Genomic DNA, 14,722 nt, shown 5'->3' on the forward strand with positions numbered 1-14,722 from the left:
AAGGAACGGACGCTTCCTTCGTACTCACCCTTCCGGGCTTTCCTCCGGGCGCTTCCCTTCGGTGTTTCCGACTCTATCAGACCATTTCACGATCCGATTCCCGGTCGGCGGGATTCGCCTTGGGCTCCGGCTTTTCGCCTTGCGCCTTTCGACATTCACTACGTTAGCCGATTCCCGCTGCAACTCATAATCGAGTTCGCGAGTTCGAATTCGGGCATGCGGGCATACCGAAATCGCCCTTTGCAGGGAATCACATGAGTAGTGGGGTGGCCGCTTCCGGCTGCTGGCTGACGCCGTACCCGGTTCAAGCGGCTCGGGCTACATTACGCGTCCCCCAGGGACGCGTCAACTTCGCCGGCGCCGAGGTGTGTGGGCCCGATAGGGGCTCACCGTCGGGTCGTTGGCGATCCAGAAGCGCCACGGGTGGACGGCACCGTCGCCGGCGACACCGGTGCGCGGACCGCTGCGTACCTGGTCCGAGGGCACCGCAGTGCCGGTGAGGGCCCGCAACGGTGTCTCTCCCCCGGTGCACGCGTCCGTGCCGTCCAGGCTCCGGTCCACGCCCAGGGCGGTCGCCAGACGTGCCGGGCCTTTGGCCAGTTCCTTGTCGTTGCGGGCCGAGAGTCGACGGGTGCGGGCGAGCTCCGCTCCGTCGGTGATCTCACCGGCCCGCAGCAGGACACCGCTCGCCCGGCCCGGCGGACCGCACACCAGGTTCATGCAGAACCACATGCCGTAGGTGAAGTAGACGTACACGTGTCCGGGCGGACCGAACATCACTTCGTTGCGGGCGGTGCGCCCCCGATATGCGTGGGAGCCCGGGTCGTTCGGGCCGTCGTAGGCCTCCACCTCCGTCAGGCGCAGTTCGATCGGTCCGTCAGGCGTGCTGCGGACGATGAGGCGCCCCAGGAGGTCGGGGGCGACCTCCAGCACAGGCCGGTCGAAGAACTCTCTGGGGAGGGGCGTACGGTCTGGGGTCGCGATCACGCCGTACGAGGGTAGTCCAGACGTGTGCGTGTCACGGGCTGGCCAAGAGTCCTCCCCCTTAGAAGGGTGAGGTCACGGAACCGGTTCCGGGCCGGATCGCGTATCTAGAGATCAAGGATCCCCGGACGGGAGGACGCGCGGCCCCTCGGGGACCACGCGACCGGGACGGGGCGACGGAGACAGGCGTTGCCTGGGAGGGATGATTCATGGGGTTCAAGCGGCTGCTCGCGAGCATGGGAGCCGGCGGGGCTTCGGTCGAGACGGTGCTCACGGAGACCAATGTCGTACCGGGCGGCGTCGTCCAGGGCGAGGTGCGGATCCAGGGCGGGTCCGTGAATCAGGCGATCGAGGGCCTGAACGTCGGTCTGCAGGCCCGGGTCGAGGTCGAGGGGCACGACGACACGGAGTACAAGCAGGACATCGAGTTCACCAAGGTGCGGCTCGGCGGCGCCTTCGAGCTCCAGGCAGGGGCCGTGCACGCAGTGCCGTTCGGGCTCGAGATCCCGTGGGAGACGCCGATCACCATGATCGACGGTCAGGCACTGCGTGGCATGCACATCGGTGTGACGACCGAGCTGGAGATCGCTCGGGCCCTGGACTCCGGTGACCTGGACCCGATCAACGTGCATCCGCTGCCGGCGCAGAAGGCCATCCTGGACGCCTTCATCCAGCTGGGCTTCCGCTTCAAGAACGCCGACATGGAGCGCGGTCACATCCGCGGTACGCGTCAGCGCCTGCCGTTCTACCAGGAGATCGAGTTCTTTCCGCCGTCGCAGTACCGCGGTCTCAACCAGGTGGAGCTGAGCTTCGTCGCCGACGAGCACGCGATGGACGTCATCATGGAGATGGACAAGAAGCCGGGCCTTTTCAGTGAGGGCAGCGACTCCTTCCGCTCCTTCCAGGTCGGCCTGCACGATTTCCACGCCACGGACTGGACCGCCTACCTGCACCAGTGGCTGGCCGAGGTCGGAAGCAAGCGCAGTTGGTTCTAGGCTCTGCACTGGAATCGGTTGATCCACTGACTTGGAGGTGCCGAGGTGACCGAGGCCAAGAGGCGGCCGCTGCCGCATGACTTCCATCCGCCCGTGCCGGCGTTCACGGTGACGAGCGAGGACGTCGAGCCGGGTGCGACGCTCAACGACGCTCAGGTCCAGGCGGCCGGGAACACCTCGCCGCAACTGCGCTGGGAGGGCTTCCCGCCGGAGACCAAGAGCTTCGCCGTGACCTGCTACGACCCCGATGCCCCCACGGGGAGCGGGTTCTGGCACTGGGTCCTGTTCGACATCCCCGTCTCGGTGACCGAGCTGCCCACGGCTGCCGGCAGCGGGAAGTTCGAGGGACTGCCCGAGGGTGCCGTCCACGCACGCAACGACTACGGGACGAAGGACTTCGGCGGTGCCGCGCCGCCGCCCGGGGACGGCCCGCACCGGTATGTGTTCACGGTGTACGCCGTCGACCAGGAGAAGCTCGGTCCGGATTCGGACGCCTCTCCCGCCGTGGTCGGCTTCAACCTGCGATTCCACACGCTGGCGCGCGCCCACCTCATCGGTGAGTACGAGAATCCGGCTGCCGGCTGACGCGCGAATCGAACCCTGACGTTCATTGAACGTTTGCCCGCCTCCGGTCATGGAAGTGATCGGAGGCGGGCATTTTTTATTGCGTTGTCCATCTCGGCGCGCCCGTACAGAGTTGATCCAAGCCCGCCAGGGGGTGGGCGGATGCACACGGGAGGTGGGCTGGATGCGTGACACGCTGGTTCTGAACGCGAGCTTCGAGCCGCTGTCGACGGTGACGCTGAATCGAGCCGTCGTTCTGGTGCTGCAGGACAAGGCCGTCGTCGAGCAGGCCCACCCCGAACTCCGCATGCGCGGGGCCGACGTGGACATACCTGCCCCCCGCGTCATCAGGCTCTGCAGATACGTAAGGGTGCCGTTCCGAAGACAAGCTCCGTGGTCGAGGCGGGGTGTTCTGGTGCGGGACCGGCACCGGTGCGCGTACTGCGGCCGGAGGGCGACGACCGTGGACCATGTGGTGCCGCGGTCGCAGGGTGGTGCGGACAGCTGGCTCAACACCGTGGCCTCGTGCGCCGAGGACAACCACCGCAAGGCGAACCGTACGCCGGAGGAGGCCGGGATGCCCCTGCTGCGGCAGCCCTTCGAGCCGACACCGGCGGACGCCATGCTGCTGGCGCTGGGGCAGGACGACTTCAAGGCGCTGCCGGAGTGGCTGGCGCAGCCGGCTCCGGCTGCCTAGGTGGTGTCCGCCGGCCCTTCGCAGGCCGTCCGGCACATGGGTGAGCAGAGATGAGAGGGGCCCGCCTCCAAGGAGGCGGGCCCCTCTGCGTGCCCTGTGGGCACCGCGTCAGTCGATCGACGGCTTCTCGCGGCGGTCCGAGCCGTTGTTGCCGGTGGAGCCCGAGCCACCGGTTCCACCCGAACCGCCGACCATCGGGCCGAAGTTGCCGATGGCGCCGGACAGCCCCTTCAACGCGTCGCCGATCTCGCTCGGAACGATCCAGAGCTTGTTGGCGTCGCCCTCCGCGATCTTCGGGAGCATCTGGAGGTACTGGTACGAGAGCAGCTTCTGGTCGGGGTCGCCGGCGTGGATGGACTCGAAGACCGTACGGATCGCCTGGGCCTCACCCTCGGCCCGCAGCGCCGCGGCCTTGGCCTCACCCTCGGCGCGCAGGATCTGGGACTGCTTCTCGCCCTCGGCGGTGAGGATGGCGGCCTGTCGCGTACCTTCGGCGGTGAGGATCGCCGCGCGCTTGTCACGGTCGGCGCGCATCTGCTTCTCCATCGAGTCCTGGATGGAGGTCGGGGGCTCGATGGCCTTCAGCTCGACACGGTTGACGCGGATGCCCCACTTGCCCGTGGCCTCGTCCAGGACGCCGCGCAGGGCCGCGTTGATCTCCTCGCGGGAGGTCAGCGTGCGCTCCAGGTCCATGCCACCGATGATGTTGCGGAGCGTCGTGACGGTGAGCTGCTCGATGGCCTGGATGTAGCTGGCGACCTCGTAGGTGGCGGCGCGGGCGTCGGTCACCTGGTAGTAGATGACGGTGTCGATGTTCACGACCAGGTTGTCCTGGGTGATCACCGGCTGCGGGGGGAACGGCACGACCTGCTCGCGCAGGTCGATGCGGTTGCGGATGGAGTCGATGAACGGGACCACGATGTTCAGGCCGGCGTTCAGCGTCCGGGTGTAGCGGCCGAAGCGTTCGACGATGGCCGCGCTCGCCTGTGGGATGACCTGGATCGTCTTGATCAGGGCGATGAAGACCAACACCACCAGAATGATCAGGACGATGATGATCGGTTCCATCGTGATTCCCCGTACCCCTTCTTCGCCTCGACGCCCCGTCTTCTCCGCCTCGGCGCCCTGTGGAAGATCTTATGGTTGTTGAAGATCTTGCCGGTCGAGTCTGACAGACCCTCGCCCGACTCGTGTGCCGTTCCGTTCAGTTGAGTCCCCCGAGGTCACAACACGATGGCCGTGGCGCCCTCGATGTCCACGACGTCCACTTCCTGACCTACTTCATAGGCGAGTTCGGAGTTGAGGGCGCGCGCGGACCAGACCTCGCCGGCGAGCTTGATCCTGCCGCCGGAACCGTCGACCCGTTCCAGCACGACCGCCTGCTTGCCCTTCAACGCCTCTACTCCGGTGGCGAGTTGGGGGCGCTGCGAGCGATGCCTCGCGGCGATGGGCCGGACGACGGCGATGAGTGCGACCGAGACGACGGCGAAGACCGCGACCTGCATCACGGCGTGGCCGCCGAGACCAGCGACCACGGCGGCCGCGACGGCTCCCACCGCGAGCATTCCGAGCTCCGGCATCGCGGTGATCACGAGCCCGATACCGAGTCCCGCCGCGCCGATCAGCCACCACACCCAGGCGTCGATGTTCACATGGTCATGGTAGGCCGGGGGCCCGGTCGCGCACAGGGCGCAGAAGGGGTGGGACCAGGCTCCTCGCGGGGTTTCGGAGCGTCAGGAAAGGGGCAGCCCCTGGGCCGTCCAGCGTTCGCCGACCTGCTCGACGACGAGCGGGAGGCCGAAGCACAGGGAGAGGTTGCGCGAGGTCAGCTCGAGCTCCAGCGGGCCGGCGGCGAGCACCTTGCCCTGACGGATCATCAGAACGTGGGTGAAGCCGGGGGCGATCTCCTCCACGTGGTGCGTGACCATGATCATGGAGGGCGCGATCGGGTCACGGGCCAGGCGGCCGAGACGGCGTACGAGGTCCTCGCGGCCGCCGAGGTCGAGCCCGGCGGCGGGCTCGTCGAGGAGCAGCAGCTCGGGGTCGGTCATCAGGGCCCGGGCGATGAGGGTGCGCTTGCGCTCGCCCTCGGACAGCGTGCCGAACTTCCGGTCGTGGTACTCGCTCATGCCGAGGCGGTCGAGGAACGCGCGGGCACGCTGCTCGTCGACCTCGTCGTACTCCTCCTGCCAGCCAGCCGTCATGCCGTAGGCGGCGGTGAGCACGGTCTGCAGAACGGTCTGGCGCTTGGGGAGCTTCTCCGTCATGGCGACGCCGGCGACACCGATGCGCGGGCGGAGCTCGAAGACGTCGGTGCCGGGCCTGCCCAGGGTCTCGCCGAGGATGGTGGCGGTGCCCTTGCTGGGGTAGAGGTAGCTCGAGGCGACGTTCAGGAGGGTCGTCTTGCCGGCGCCGTTCGGGCCGAGAATGACCCAGCGCTCACCCTCCTTGACCGACCAGGAGACCTGGTCCACCAGAGCGCGGCCCTCGCGGACCACGGATACGTCCTCCAGCTCCAGAACATCGCTCATGAGCGCGTTGTCTCCCCTTGCATTTCGGCCAGTGTCGGCTCTCGCGTACGCCTGTGGGCGTGGACCGCCACGCCAGTGGGCGCAGCCCCCCAAGAAATCTACGCCACCTGCCGCCCGGACCATTCCATAGGTCGGGTCCTTAGGGTGGGGGCATGCTCTCGGAACCACGCTCAGGACGACTGGCCGCTTGGGGAAATGCCCTTTTGGCCGGACTTGTGTCACCGGACGACGCCGCCGCGGCCATCGTCGAGGACGATGCCTCGCACCGGGTCGAGGGACTGCCGGGTGAGCCGGGCCCCGTCGGCCTCACGTTCGCACTGGGGCGTCTGCGGGCGCTCGGGACGTCCGGACTTCGCGTCGCGCTGCCCGCGCCGGGGCACCCGCTGGGCCTGAGCGGCCCGCCGGAGTTCAACGCCCGCGCGCTGGAGGCCGAGGAGGCGGTGCTGTGCCACGGCGCCGCGTTCGGCCTGGTGCCGGAGATCCACCGGGCAGGGCCGGACGGTGACGTCCATGTCGAGGTTCTCTGGCACTGCCTGCCTGTGCGGGAGGCACCGCCCGCCGATGTGCCGTCGCTCGGCGAGGCCGAGCGGGAGCTCGCGGAGGCGCTGCGGGAGGCGACCGAGGTGCTGTCTCGGCTGGACGTGGCCGGATCGGGGCCGGTGGCGGAGGCGGCGATCGACGCGTACCGGGCACGGGCCGAGCGCGGCGGGCAGGTCCTCGCACCGGGGTATCCGCCGCGTGCGGTGCGGGTGCTGGAGCTCGCCCGGCGGGTGGGGCTGCTGATCTCGGTGGCGTACGAGAACGGGCACGGGGGCGCGGTGACCGCCTCCGAAATGGCGGCGAGGACCGAGGCTCTCCGTCCGGTGGAGCGAACGGCCCGGCGGGCGCAGGTGGCCGCGTACAACGCCGTCGTGGAGCAGCGCGAGATGCGGTGAGCGGGGGTCCCGGCGTTTCCCGGCCCCCCGAGGCGGCCCGCCGTCCGAGCCGTCCACATCACTGCGTCACACATACGAGCGGCCTCCCGGGCAGTCCCGGGAGGCCGGTGCCGAGGGGACCCCTCAGAGATGTCAGTGGTTGATGCCCAGGTTGCCGAAGGCCGGGTTCAGAAGGCCGATCACGTTCACGCTGTTGCCGACCGCGTTCACGGGGATGTGGATCGGGGCCTGGATGACGTTGCCCGAGACGACACCCGGGGAGCTCTTGGCCTTGCCGTGGGCGTGCGCCCCGTCGGTGGCGGAGGCCAGACCGGCACTGGCGGCGACCAGACCACCAGCCACCATCGTGACGGCAACGGTCTTCTTCAGGTTCTTCACTGTCTGAGCCCTCTCCTTACGGTCACTGCGGCAGGCGCCGCAGCACGCCTTGGAGAACGGTGGAGATCCACCGAGGTTGCGCCGTCCGAGGGACGTACACCCGACGGTATGAAGATCTGGTCAGCCGTTTACACCATGGCGCACCGCCCAGAGCGCTGCCTGGGTGCGGTCCGCGAGGTCGAGCTTCATCAGGATGTTCGAGACGTGGGTCTTCACCGTCTTCTCCGAGAGCACCAGCGCACGGGCGATCTCCCGGTTCGAGCGGCCGTCCGCGATCAGCCCCAGCACCTCCCGCTCGCGTTCGGTCAGCGAACCTGTCCTTCCCTGGCCCGAATGGCTCTCCTCCTGGGACAGCAGAGCACCCGCGACCTCCGGTTGCAGGAGGATGTGGCCCGCGTGCACCGAGCGGATGGCTCCGGCGAGCGCGTCGGGGTCCACGTCCTTGTAGACGTATCCGGCGGCGCCCGCGCGCAGGGCGGGTACGACCGTGCGCTGCTCGGTGAAGCTGGTGACGATGAGCACACGCGCGGGGTTGTCGAGCTCGCGGAGCCTGCGCAGCGCGTCGATGCCGTCGACGCCCGGCATCTTGACGTCCATCAGGACGACGTCGGGCTTCAGCTCCTGTGCGCGGGCCACGCCCTCGGCGCCGTCGGACGCCTCTCCGACGACCTCGATGTCGTCCTGCACCTCGAGGAAGGTGCGCAGCCCCCGGCGGACCACCTGGTGGTCGTCGACGAGCAGCACCTTGATTGCGTCAGCCACCAGGGACCTCCATCTCGATCGTGGTGCCCTTCCCGGGCGCCGATTCCACGGTCAGCCTTCCTCCCACGCCGCCCGCCCGGTCCCGCATGGAGACCAGTCCGAGGTGGCGTCCCGCGCGTCGGACCGCGGTGGGCTCGAACCCGTCGCCGTCGTCCGTGACCCTCAGCACGGCGCCGGGACCGCACTTCTCCAGCGTCACGTCGACCCGCCGGGCACCGGAGTGCCGCAGGGCGTTGTGCAGCGCCTCCTGGGCGACGCGCAGCAGCGCCTCCTCCTGGGCGGCCGGCAGGGCCCGGACACCGCGGCCGGTGAAGGTCACGCGCGCGGTGTGGGCGCGGTCGAGTACCTGTATCTGGGTGCGCAGGGTGGCGACCAGGCCGTCCTCGTCCAGGGCGGCGGGGCGCAGTTCGACGACCGCGGCGCGCAGTTCGTCGGCGGCCTCCGCGGCGAGCACGGCCACCTGCTGGAGCTCGCCCTTGGCGCGGCCGGGGTCGCGGTCGATCAGGGCGGCCGCCGCCTGGGCGGTGAGCCGCAGCGAGAAGAGCTTCTGGCTGACCGCGTCGTGCAGCTCGTGGGCCAGCCGGGAGCGCTCCTCGGCGATGGTCAGCTCCCTGCTGCGCTCATACAGACGTGCGTTGGTCAGGGCGATCGCCGCGTGCTGGGCGAGGATCGATAGCAGTTCCTCGTCGTCCTCGGTGAATCCGCAGCCGCCCTCCGGCTTCGGGCACCTCTTGTTGGCGAGGAAGAGCGCGCCGATGACCTCGTCGCCGTCACGGATGGGCAGGCCGAGGAAGTCGGACATCTCGGGGTGGGCGCTGGGCCACCCCTCGAAGCGGGGGTCACGGCGGACGTCGGCGAGCCGCTCGGGCTTCGCCTCGTGCAGCATCGCCGCGAGGATGCCGTGCTGGCGCGGGAGCGGGCCGATGGCCTTCCACTGCTCGTCGGTGACGCCGTCCACCACGAACTGGGCGAAGCCCCCGTGATCGTCCGGGACGCCGAGCGCCGCGTACTCCGCGTCGAGCAGCTCACGGGCCGAGGCGACGATCGTCTTCAGGACGTCGCGCACCTCGAGGTGCCTGCTCATGGCCAACAGCGCGGAGCTCACCGCGTACAGGCCCGACCGGGGTCCATGGCTCATGACCTCACCGTACCCGTGGGGTGTGACCGTGCGTATCCGACCTGTGCGGGCCCCGGCTGGTCCGATGGGCCTAGGGCGAAGGGCCCCCGGTCGTTGCGGCCCGCGTCCGAGGCGGCCGGGGAGGTGCCGTTCCTACGTTGAGTCCACCGCCGATCACCGGCGGTCGGGCACAGAGGGGACGGTAGTCATGCCGGTTGCGATCATCACGGGGGCTTCGAAAGGGCTCGGCAGGGAGCTCGGCACGGCATTGGCGGAGCGCGGCTGGGACCTGGTGCTGAACGCGAGGACCGAGTCGGTGCTCGCCCAGACGGCCAAGGACCTGGCGTCGTACGGGACGCGGGTGGAGGCCCTGCCCGGGGATGTGACGGACGCCGCGCACCGGGCCGCTCTGGTGGCGGCGGCCCGCGCGCTGGGCGGCGTCGATCTGCTGGTGAGCAACGCGAGCGCGCTGGGCGCGGAGCCGCTGGTGCGGCTGGAGGATCTGGCCCCGGACGGGCTGCGGCGGGCGCTGGAGGTGAACGTGGTCGCCGCGCTGGGCCTCGTCCAGGAGGCGCTGCCGCTGCTGCGGGCGTCGAGCACCGGCACGGTGATCGCGATCAGCTCCGACGCGGCGGCCGAGGCGTACGAGACATGGGGCGGTTACGGGGCGTCGAAGGCGGCACTGGACCATCTGGCGGCGGTCCTCGCCGTGGAGGAACCGGACCTGTGGGTGTGGGCGGTGGACCCGGGGGACATGGCCACCGACCTCTATACGGCGGCCGTGCCGGACGACGACGATCCGCGTCCGGCGCCGCGGTCCGTGGTGCCCGCCTTCCTGCGGCTGCTGGACGAGCGGCCGGCGAGCGGCCGCTACGGTGCCCCCTCGCTGCTGGAGGGGCGGTGAGGGCGGTGACGGGGGTGCCCGCGGCCGAACGCGTCCGCGCCTTCGGGAAGGTCCCCGAGGAGTTGTCCGCGCGGGTACCGGCCGAGCAGCGCGGGCCGGGACTGGACCGGGACTGCGTGCGGCTGCTGGTCTCGCACGGTACGGAGGTGACGCATCACGGGTTCACGGAGCTGCCGCTGCTGCTGCGGGCCGGGGACCTGCTCGTCGTCAACACCTCCCCCACGCTGGCGGCCGCGGTGGACGGGCGGGTCGGGGACGCGCCGGTGGTGGTGCACTTCTCCACGCGCGGGGACGACGGGCGGTGGGCCGTGGAACTGCGGGACCCGGACGAGCGGGGCACCACACGCGCCCGGGCCGGCGGGCCCGCGGGAACCGAGGTGCGGCTGCCGGGCGGCGTGCGGCTCGTGCTCCGGGAGCCGTTGTCCGGCCGGAGCGAGAGGCTGTGGTGGGCCACCCCGTCCGGGGGCGACCCGGTGGAGGTGCTGGGCCGCCACGGGCGCCCCATCCGGTACTCGTACACCGAGCGGGACCAGCCGCTGTCCGCGTACCAGACGGTGTTCGCCCTCCCGTCGGCCGAGGGCACGGGCAGCGCGGAGATGCCGAGTGCGGCGCGGCCCTTCACCTCGCGGACGGTGGCGGAGCTGGTGAGCCGGGGGGTGCAGTTCGCACCGATCACGCTGCACACGGGGGTGGCGTCGGCGGAGGCGCACGAGCCGCCGTACCCGGAGCGCTTCGCGGTGCCGGAGGCGTCGGCGCGGTTGATCAACGCCGTGCACGCGGATCGGGGAGGGCGCGAGGGGTCCGCCCCGGAAGGCGGGTGCGGGCGGGTGATAGCGATCGGGACCACGGCCGTACGGGCCGTGGAGTCGGCCGTCGACAGCGACGGTGCCGTACGGGCGCGGGAGGGCTGGACCGATCTGGTGGTGACGCCCGAGCGCGGGGTGCGGGTGGTCGACGGTCTGCTGACCGGGCTTCACGAGCCGGAGGCGTCCCATCTGCTGATGCTCGAGGCCGTGGCCGGACGGGCGGCCGTCGACCGTGCCTACGCGGCGGCGCTCGCCGGGCGGTACCTGTGGCACGAGTTCGGTGACAGCCACCTCATGCTGCCCCCGAATTCGCATCACGCTACGAATTGCTAGAGCAACTACCGGTGAAGAAGGGCCGCGCTCCATGTGAGGACGCACATAGGGCCCACGTCACATACGAAGGGACATAGGACACCAACGGGTCCCTTTTGAACGGGGAAGACGGGGCGATCTGTACCGTTTTGCCCTTCCTGTGCGCACTATCCGGGATAGTACGTCACACCTTTGCCTAGGCATTTTGCGGCCGCTAAGAATTGCTTCCGTCGCTCGGCGCTGCGGGCCCTTACCCGCGGCGCTTGTGCTGGAAACATCCGATTCCACCGGCACCAGAGCGACCTCCGCGCAACTCGAAGAGGTCACTCACACATGCCCCAGATCACCAACATTCGTAGTCGTGCCCGATCGCTGACCAAGACGCAGAAGCTGTCCGCCGCCTGCTGCGCCGGCCTGGGTGTCGCCACCCTCGCGATCACCGCCACGCCCAGCGAGGCGCAGACCACGACTCACGAGGCTGCGGCCGTCGCCTCGGCTCCGGTGAACATCGGTAACCAGCCGGTCAAGAACATCAAGGTCAACGTCACCGACCAGAAGGCCGCCTCCATGCTGAAGGCGGAGGCCATAGCGGCGAAGAAGCAGGCCGCCGACCAGGCCGCCAAGAAGCTGAGCGCCGAGAAGGCGACGCAGCAGCGCGGCGCCGAGCAGGCCGCGAGCCGCTCCGCCGAGCGCGCGCCGGTCCGGCAGTCGGCCCCGAGGTCGTACAACAACAACCTCGACGGCTGGATCCGCCAGTCGCTCGACATCATGGCCCAGAAGGGCATCCCCGGCTCGTACAACGGTCTGTACCGCAACATCATGCGGGAGTCCTCGGGCAACCCGGCGGCCATCAACAACTGGGACATCAACGCCCGCAACGGCATCCCCTCCAAGGGGCTGCTCCAGGTGATCGACCCGACCTTCCGCACCTACCACGTGTCCGGCACGTCGTGGAACATCTACGACCCGGTCGCGAACATCACCGCGGCCTGCAACTACGCGGCGCACCGCTACGGCTCGATGGACAACGTCAACAGCGCGTACTGAGGCCTGCGCGGACCTCTTCCCGCTGAGCAGAAGAAAGGGCGGCACCCCCTGACGGGTGCCGCCCTTCCGCGTGCTCCGGGAGCGTGTGCTCCACAAGCGACTACTTCCGCATGACCTCGGGCTCGTGCCGGCGCAGGAAGCGGGCCACGAGGATGCCGCAGATCACACCGATGGCGATCAGGGCGACCATGTCCATGCTCCAGGCCCCTGCCGTGTGGTTCCACAGCGGGTCCGTGTTCGTCGGGTCGTCCGTGTTCGGGGCGATGTTGTTGAAGTCCAGCGTCGCTCCCGCGGCGCCCACCGCCCAGCGGGACGGCATCAGATACGAGACCTGGTTCACACCGACCGCGCCGTTCAGGGTGAACAGACAGCCCGTGAAGACCACCTGGATGATGGCGAACATCACCAGCAGCGGCATCGTCTTCTCCGCGGTCTTCACCAGCGCGGAGATGACGAGGCCGAACATCATCGACGTGAAGCCCAGTGCCATGACCGGCAGGCACAGCTCGAACAGCGTGGAGCCGCCGAGGACGACGCCTTCCTCGGGGATCTCGCGGCTGGAGAAGCCGATCAGGCCGACCATGAGGCCCTGCAGCACGGTGACCGCGCCGAGGACGAACACCTTCGACATCAGATACGCGGAGCGGGACAGGCCGGTGGCGCGTTCCCGCTCGTAGATGACCCGTTCCTTGATCAGCTCGCGGACGGAGTTGGCGGCGCCCGCGAAGCACGCGCCGACCGCGAGGATCAGCAGGACCGTGGTGGCCGTGCCGTTCGGGACGGGCACGCCGGTCTTCGGGCTGACCGGGTTGACCAGCAGGCCCTTGTCGCTGTCGATGAGCAGGCTGACCGCGCCGAGCACCGCCGGCAGGATCACCGTGAGCGCCAGGAAGCCCTTGTCCGAGGCGATGACCGAGACGTACCGCCGCACGAGGGTGCCGAGCTGGGAGAACCAGCCCTGCGGCTTGGGCGGCTTGATCGCCTGCGGCGGCGGCATGTGCACCGACTGCGGGGCGACTGCGTCGATGTCCGCGGCGTACATCTGGTAGTGCTGCGAGCCCTTCCAGCGGCCCGCCCAGTCGTAGTCGCGGTAGTTCTCGAAGGCGGAGAACACATCGGCCCACGTCTCGTAGCCGAAGAAGTTCAGCGCCTCCTCCGGCGGTCCGAAGTAGGCGACCGCGCCGCCCGGCGCCATCACCAGGAGCTTGTCGCACAGCGCCAGCTCGGCCACCGAGTGCGTGACGACGAGCACGGTGCGGCCGTCGTCGGCCAGCCCGCGCAGCAGCTGCATCACGTCACGGTCCATGCCCGGGTCGAGGCCCGAGGTCGGCTCGTCCAGGAAGATCAGCGACGGTTTGGTGAGCAGTTCGAGGGCCACCGAGACGCGCTTGCGCTGCCCACCGGAGAGGGAGGTGACCTTCTTCTCCTTGTGGACGTCGAGCTTCAGCTCGCGCAGCACCTCGTCGATGCGCGCCTCACGCTCGGCGCCGGTGGTGTCGGCGGGGAAGCGCAGCTTGGCCGCGTACTTGAGCGCCTTCTTGACCGACAGCTCCTTGTGCAGGATGTCGTCCTGCGGGACCAGCCCGATGCGCTGGCGGAGCTCGGCGAACTGCTTGTACAGGTTCCGGTTGTCGTAGAGGACGTCGCCCTGGTTGGCGGGCCGGTAACCGGTGAGCGCCTTCAGCAGCGTCGACTTGCCGGAGCCGGACGGGCCGATGACCGCGATCAGCGACTTCTCCGGCACACCGAAGGAGACGTCCTTCAGGATCTGCTTGCCGCCGTCGACGGTGACGGTCAGGTGACGGGCGGAGAAGGAGACCTCACCGGTGTCGACGAACTCCTCGAGCCGGTCGCCGACCAGACGGAACGTCGAGTGGCCGACGCCGACGATGTCGTTCGGGCCGAGCAGCGCCGAACTGCCCTTGCCGATCGGCATGCCGTTGACGAACGTGCCGTTGTGCGAGCCCAGGTCGCGGATCTCGAAACGGCCGTCGGGCATGGCGTGGAACTCGGCGTGATGACGCGAGACCTGGAGGTCGGAGACGACCAGTTCGTTCTCCAGCGCACGGCCGATGCGCATCACACGGCCCAGGGCGAGCTGGTGGAACGTGGTCGGGCTGCGGTCGCCGTAGACCGGTGGCGCCCCCGCGCCACCACCGGGGCCCTGCTGCTGCGGAATCTGCGCGGCGGCCTGCTGCGGCGAATGCTGTGCCCAGCCGGCGCCCCCGCCCTGGGCCGCATGCGGCTGCTGCTGGGGCTGGGCCTGCGGGGTGGTGACGGCGGCCGCCGCACCGGACAGGTTCAGCCGCGGTCCGTCGGTCGCGTTGCCCAGATACAACGACGAGCCCGGACCGATCTCCTGCTGGTGCACCCGCCGGCCCTGCACGAACGTGCCGTTGGTGCTGCCGTGGTCCTCGATGACCCAACTGCGCCCGTCCCAGCCGATCGTGGCGTGGCGCCAGGAAACCCTGGCGTCCTCGAGCACGATGTCCCCCTGCGGATCGCGTCCGAGGGTGTATCGCCTGGACGCGTCGAGCGTCCAGGTGCGTCCGTTCAATTCGAGTACGAGTTCAGGCACTCCATGCCCCACTGAGTTGTCCCCCGAGTTGCCCCCATCACAGGGAGTCTAGGGATGTCGAACATCGTGGGGAACTATTTCAGGCTCAGCCCTCCGACCGAAAGTCGGACCT

15 protein-coding genes are annotated in these 14,722 nt (G+C 69.5%); 7 read left to right on the forward strand and 8 right to left on the reverse strand.

The features are described 5' to 3' along the window. Positions 1 to 345: 345 nt before the first annotated feature. The gene (locus ADL25_RS17375; RefSeq protein WP_059128657.1) at positions 346 to 987 is read right to left on the reverse strand and encodes a DNA-3-methyladenine glycosylase; all 642 of its coding nucleotides are present in this window, start codon (positions 985 to 987) and stop codon (positions 346 to 348) included. A gap of 206 nt (positions 988 to 1,193) precedes the next feature. On the opposite strand from ADL25_RS17375, the gene ADL25_RS17380 reads away from it, so the two are divergent. From ADL25_RS17380 to ADL25_RS17390, 3 genes are all read left to right on the forward strand, one after another. Next, positions 1,194 to 1,979 carry a sporulation protein gene (locus tag ADL25_RS17380; RefSeq protein ID WP_059128658.1) on the forward strand — a complete coding sequence of 262 codons (786 nt, stop codon included), beginning with the start codon at positions 1,194 to 1,196 and terminating at the stop codon, positions 1,977 to 1,979. Positions 1,980 to 2,024: 45 nt separating this feature from the next. Next, the gene (locus ADL25_RS17385; protein ID WP_059128659.1) at positions 2,025 to 2,564 is read left to right on the forward strand and encodes a YbhB/YbcL family Raf kinase inhibitor-like protein; all 540 of its coding nucleotides are present in this window, start codon (positions 2,025 to 2,027) and stop codon (positions 2,562 to 2,564) included. A gap of 163 nt (positions 2,565 to 2,727) precedes the next feature. Beyond that, positions 2,728 to 3,240, forward strand: a complete 513-nt coding sequence (locus ADL25_RS17390; RefSeq protein ID WP_059128770.1) for an HNH endonuclease — start codon at positions 2,728 to 2,730, stop codon at positions 3,238 to 3,240. A 108-nt stretch (positions 3,241 to 3,348) separates the two neighbouring features. On the opposite strand, the gene ADL25_RS17395 is transcribed toward ADL25_RS17390, so the two are convergent. From ADL25_RS17395 to ADL25_RS17405, 3 genes are all read right to left on the reverse strand, one after another. After that, positions 3,349 to 4,308 carry an SPFH domain-containing protein gene (locus tag ADL25_RS17395; RefSeq protein ID WP_059128660.1) on the reverse strand — a complete coding sequence of 320 codons (960 nt, stop codon included), beginning with the start codon at positions 4,306 to 4,308 and terminating at the stop codon, positions 3,349 to 3,351. Between the two features lie 155 nt (positions 4,309 to 4,463). After that, the gene (locus tag ADL25_RS17400) at positions 4,464 to 4,892 is read right to left on the reverse strand and encodes an NfeD family protein (protein ID WP_059128661.1); all 429 of its coding nucleotides are present in this window, start codon (positions 4,890 to 4,892) and stop codon (positions 4,464 to 4,466) included. A gap of 81 nt (positions 4,893 to 4,973) precedes the next feature. After that, entirely contained in the window at positions 4,974 to 5,771 is a 798-nt protein-coding gene (locus tag ADL25_RS17405) for an ABC transporter ATP-binding protein (RefSeq protein ID WP_059128662.1), read from the reverse strand. Positions 5,772 to 5,923: 152 nt separating this feature from the next. Here ADL25_RS17405 and ADL25_RS17410 point away from each other — a divergent pair, with 152 nt between their 5' ends. Continuing rightward, positions 5,924 to 6,706, forward strand: coding sequence for a hypothetical protein (locus tag ADL25_RS17410; protein WP_059128663.1), 783 nt, complete (start codon positions 5,924 to 5,926; stop codon positions 6,704 to 6,706). 132 nt (positions 6,707 to 6,838) lie between these two features. Here the strand turns inward: ADL25_RS17410 and ADL25_RS17415 are convergent, their stop codons facing one another. The 3 genes from ADL25_RS17415 to ADL25_RS17425 form a co-directional block, all read right to left on the reverse strand. Beyond that, entirely contained in the window at positions 6,839 to 7,084 is a 246-nt protein-coding gene (locus ADL25_RS17415; protein ID WP_059128664.1) for a chaplin, read from the reverse strand. Between the two features lie 120 nt (positions 7,085 to 7,204). Beyond that, positions 7,205 to 7,846 carry a response regulator gene (locus ADL25_RS17420; protein ID WP_059128665.1) on the reverse strand — a complete coding sequence of 214 codons (642 nt, stop codon included), beginning with the start codon at positions 7,844 to 7,846 and terminating at the stop codon, positions 7,205 to 7,207. After that, positions 7,839 to 8,984 carry a GAF domain-containing sensor histidine kinase gene (locus ADL25_RS17425; protein WP_059128666.1) on the reverse strand — a complete coding sequence of 382 codons (1,146 nt, stop codon included), beginning with the start codon at positions 8,982 to 8,984 and terminating at the stop codon, positions 7,839 to 7,841. Before ADL25_RS17425 ends, ADL25_RS17420 begins: the two co-directional genes overlap by 8 nt. A gap of 187 nt (positions 8,985 to 9,171) precedes the next feature. Here ADL25_RS17425 and ADL25_RS17430 point away from each other — a divergent pair, with 187 nt between their 5' ends. From ADL25_RS17430 to ADL25_RS17440, 3 genes are all read left to right on the forward strand, one after another. After that, positions 9,172 to 9,867: an SDR family NAD(P)-dependent oxidoreductase gene (locus ADL25_RS17430; RefSeq protein WP_059128667.1), complete on the forward strand. Its 696-nt coding sequence runs from the start codon at positions 9,172 to 9,174 to the stop codon at positions 9,865 to 9,867. Next, on the forward strand, positions 9,864 to 11,006 hold the full coding sequence (locus ADL25_RS17435; protein ID WP_059128668.1) for an S-adenosylmethionine:tRNA ribosyltransferase-isomerase: 1,143 nt from the start codon (positions 9,864 to 9,866) through the stop codon (positions 11,004 to 11,006). The genes ADL25_RS17430 and ADL25_RS17435 overlap by 4 nt, the downstream gene beginning before the upstream one ends. A gap of 312 nt (positions 11,007 to 11,318) precedes the next feature. Continuing rightward, a complete protein-coding gene (locus tag ADL25_RS17440) occupies positions 11,319 to 12,032 on the forward strand; it encodes a transglycosylase SLT domain-containing protein (protein ID WP_059128669.1) in 714 nt (237 codons plus the stop codon). Positions 12,033 to 12,132: 100 nt separating this feature from the next. Here the strand turns inward: ADL25_RS17440 and ADL25_RS17445 are convergent, their stop codons facing one another. Beyond that, positions 12,133 to 14,610: an FHA domain-containing protein gene (locus tag ADL25_RS17445; RefSeq protein ID WP_059128670.1), complete on the reverse strand. Its 2,478-nt coding sequence runs from the start codon at positions 14,608 to 14,610 to the stop codon at positions 12,133 to 12,135. Positions 14,611 to 14,722: the final 112 nt, after the last annotated feature.

Origin of the sequence: Streptomyces sp. NRRL F-5122, from assembly GCF_001507435.1 — a bacterium.
In the GTDB taxonomy this organism is placed as follows: Bacteria; Actinomycetota; Actinomycetes; order Streptomycetales; family Streptomycetaceae; genus Streptomyces; species Streptomyces lannensis.

Bases quoted from the DNA above. Each gene is read 5' to 3' on its own strand.
- ADL25_RS17410 (WP_059128663.1), top strand. From the start codon at position 5,924: ATGCTCTCGGAACCACGCTCAGGACGACTGGCCGCTTGGGGAAATGCC.
- ADL25_RS17430 (WP_059128667.1), top strand. From the start codon at position 9,172: ATGCCGGTTGCGATCATCACGGGGGCTTCGAAAGGGCTCGGCAGGGAG.
- ADL25_RS17440 (WP_059128669.1), top strand. From the start codon at position 11,319: ATGCCCCAGATCACCAACATTCGTAGTCGTGCCCGATCGCTGACCAAG.
- ADL25_RS17425 (WP_059128666.1), bottom strand. From the start codon at position 8,984: ATGAGCCATGGACCCCGGTCGGGCCTGTACGCGGTGAGCTCCGCGCTG.
- ADL25_RS17390 (WP_059128770.1), top strand. From the start codon at position 2,728: ATGCGTGACACGCTGGTTCTGAACGCGAGCTTCGAGCCGCTGTCGACG.
- ADL25_RS17395 (WP_059128660.1), bottom strand. From the start codon at position 4,308: ATGGAACCGATCATCATCGTCCTGATCATTCTGGTGGTGTTGGTCTTC.
- ADL25_RS17380 (WP_059128658.1), top strand. From the start codon at position 1,194: ATGGGGTTCAAGCGGCTGCTCGCGAGCATGGGAGCCGGCGGGGCTTCG.
- ADL25_RS17405 (WP_059128662.1), bottom strand. From the start codon at position 5,771: ATGAGCGATGTTCTGGAGCTGGAGGACGTATCCGTGGTCCGCGAGGGC.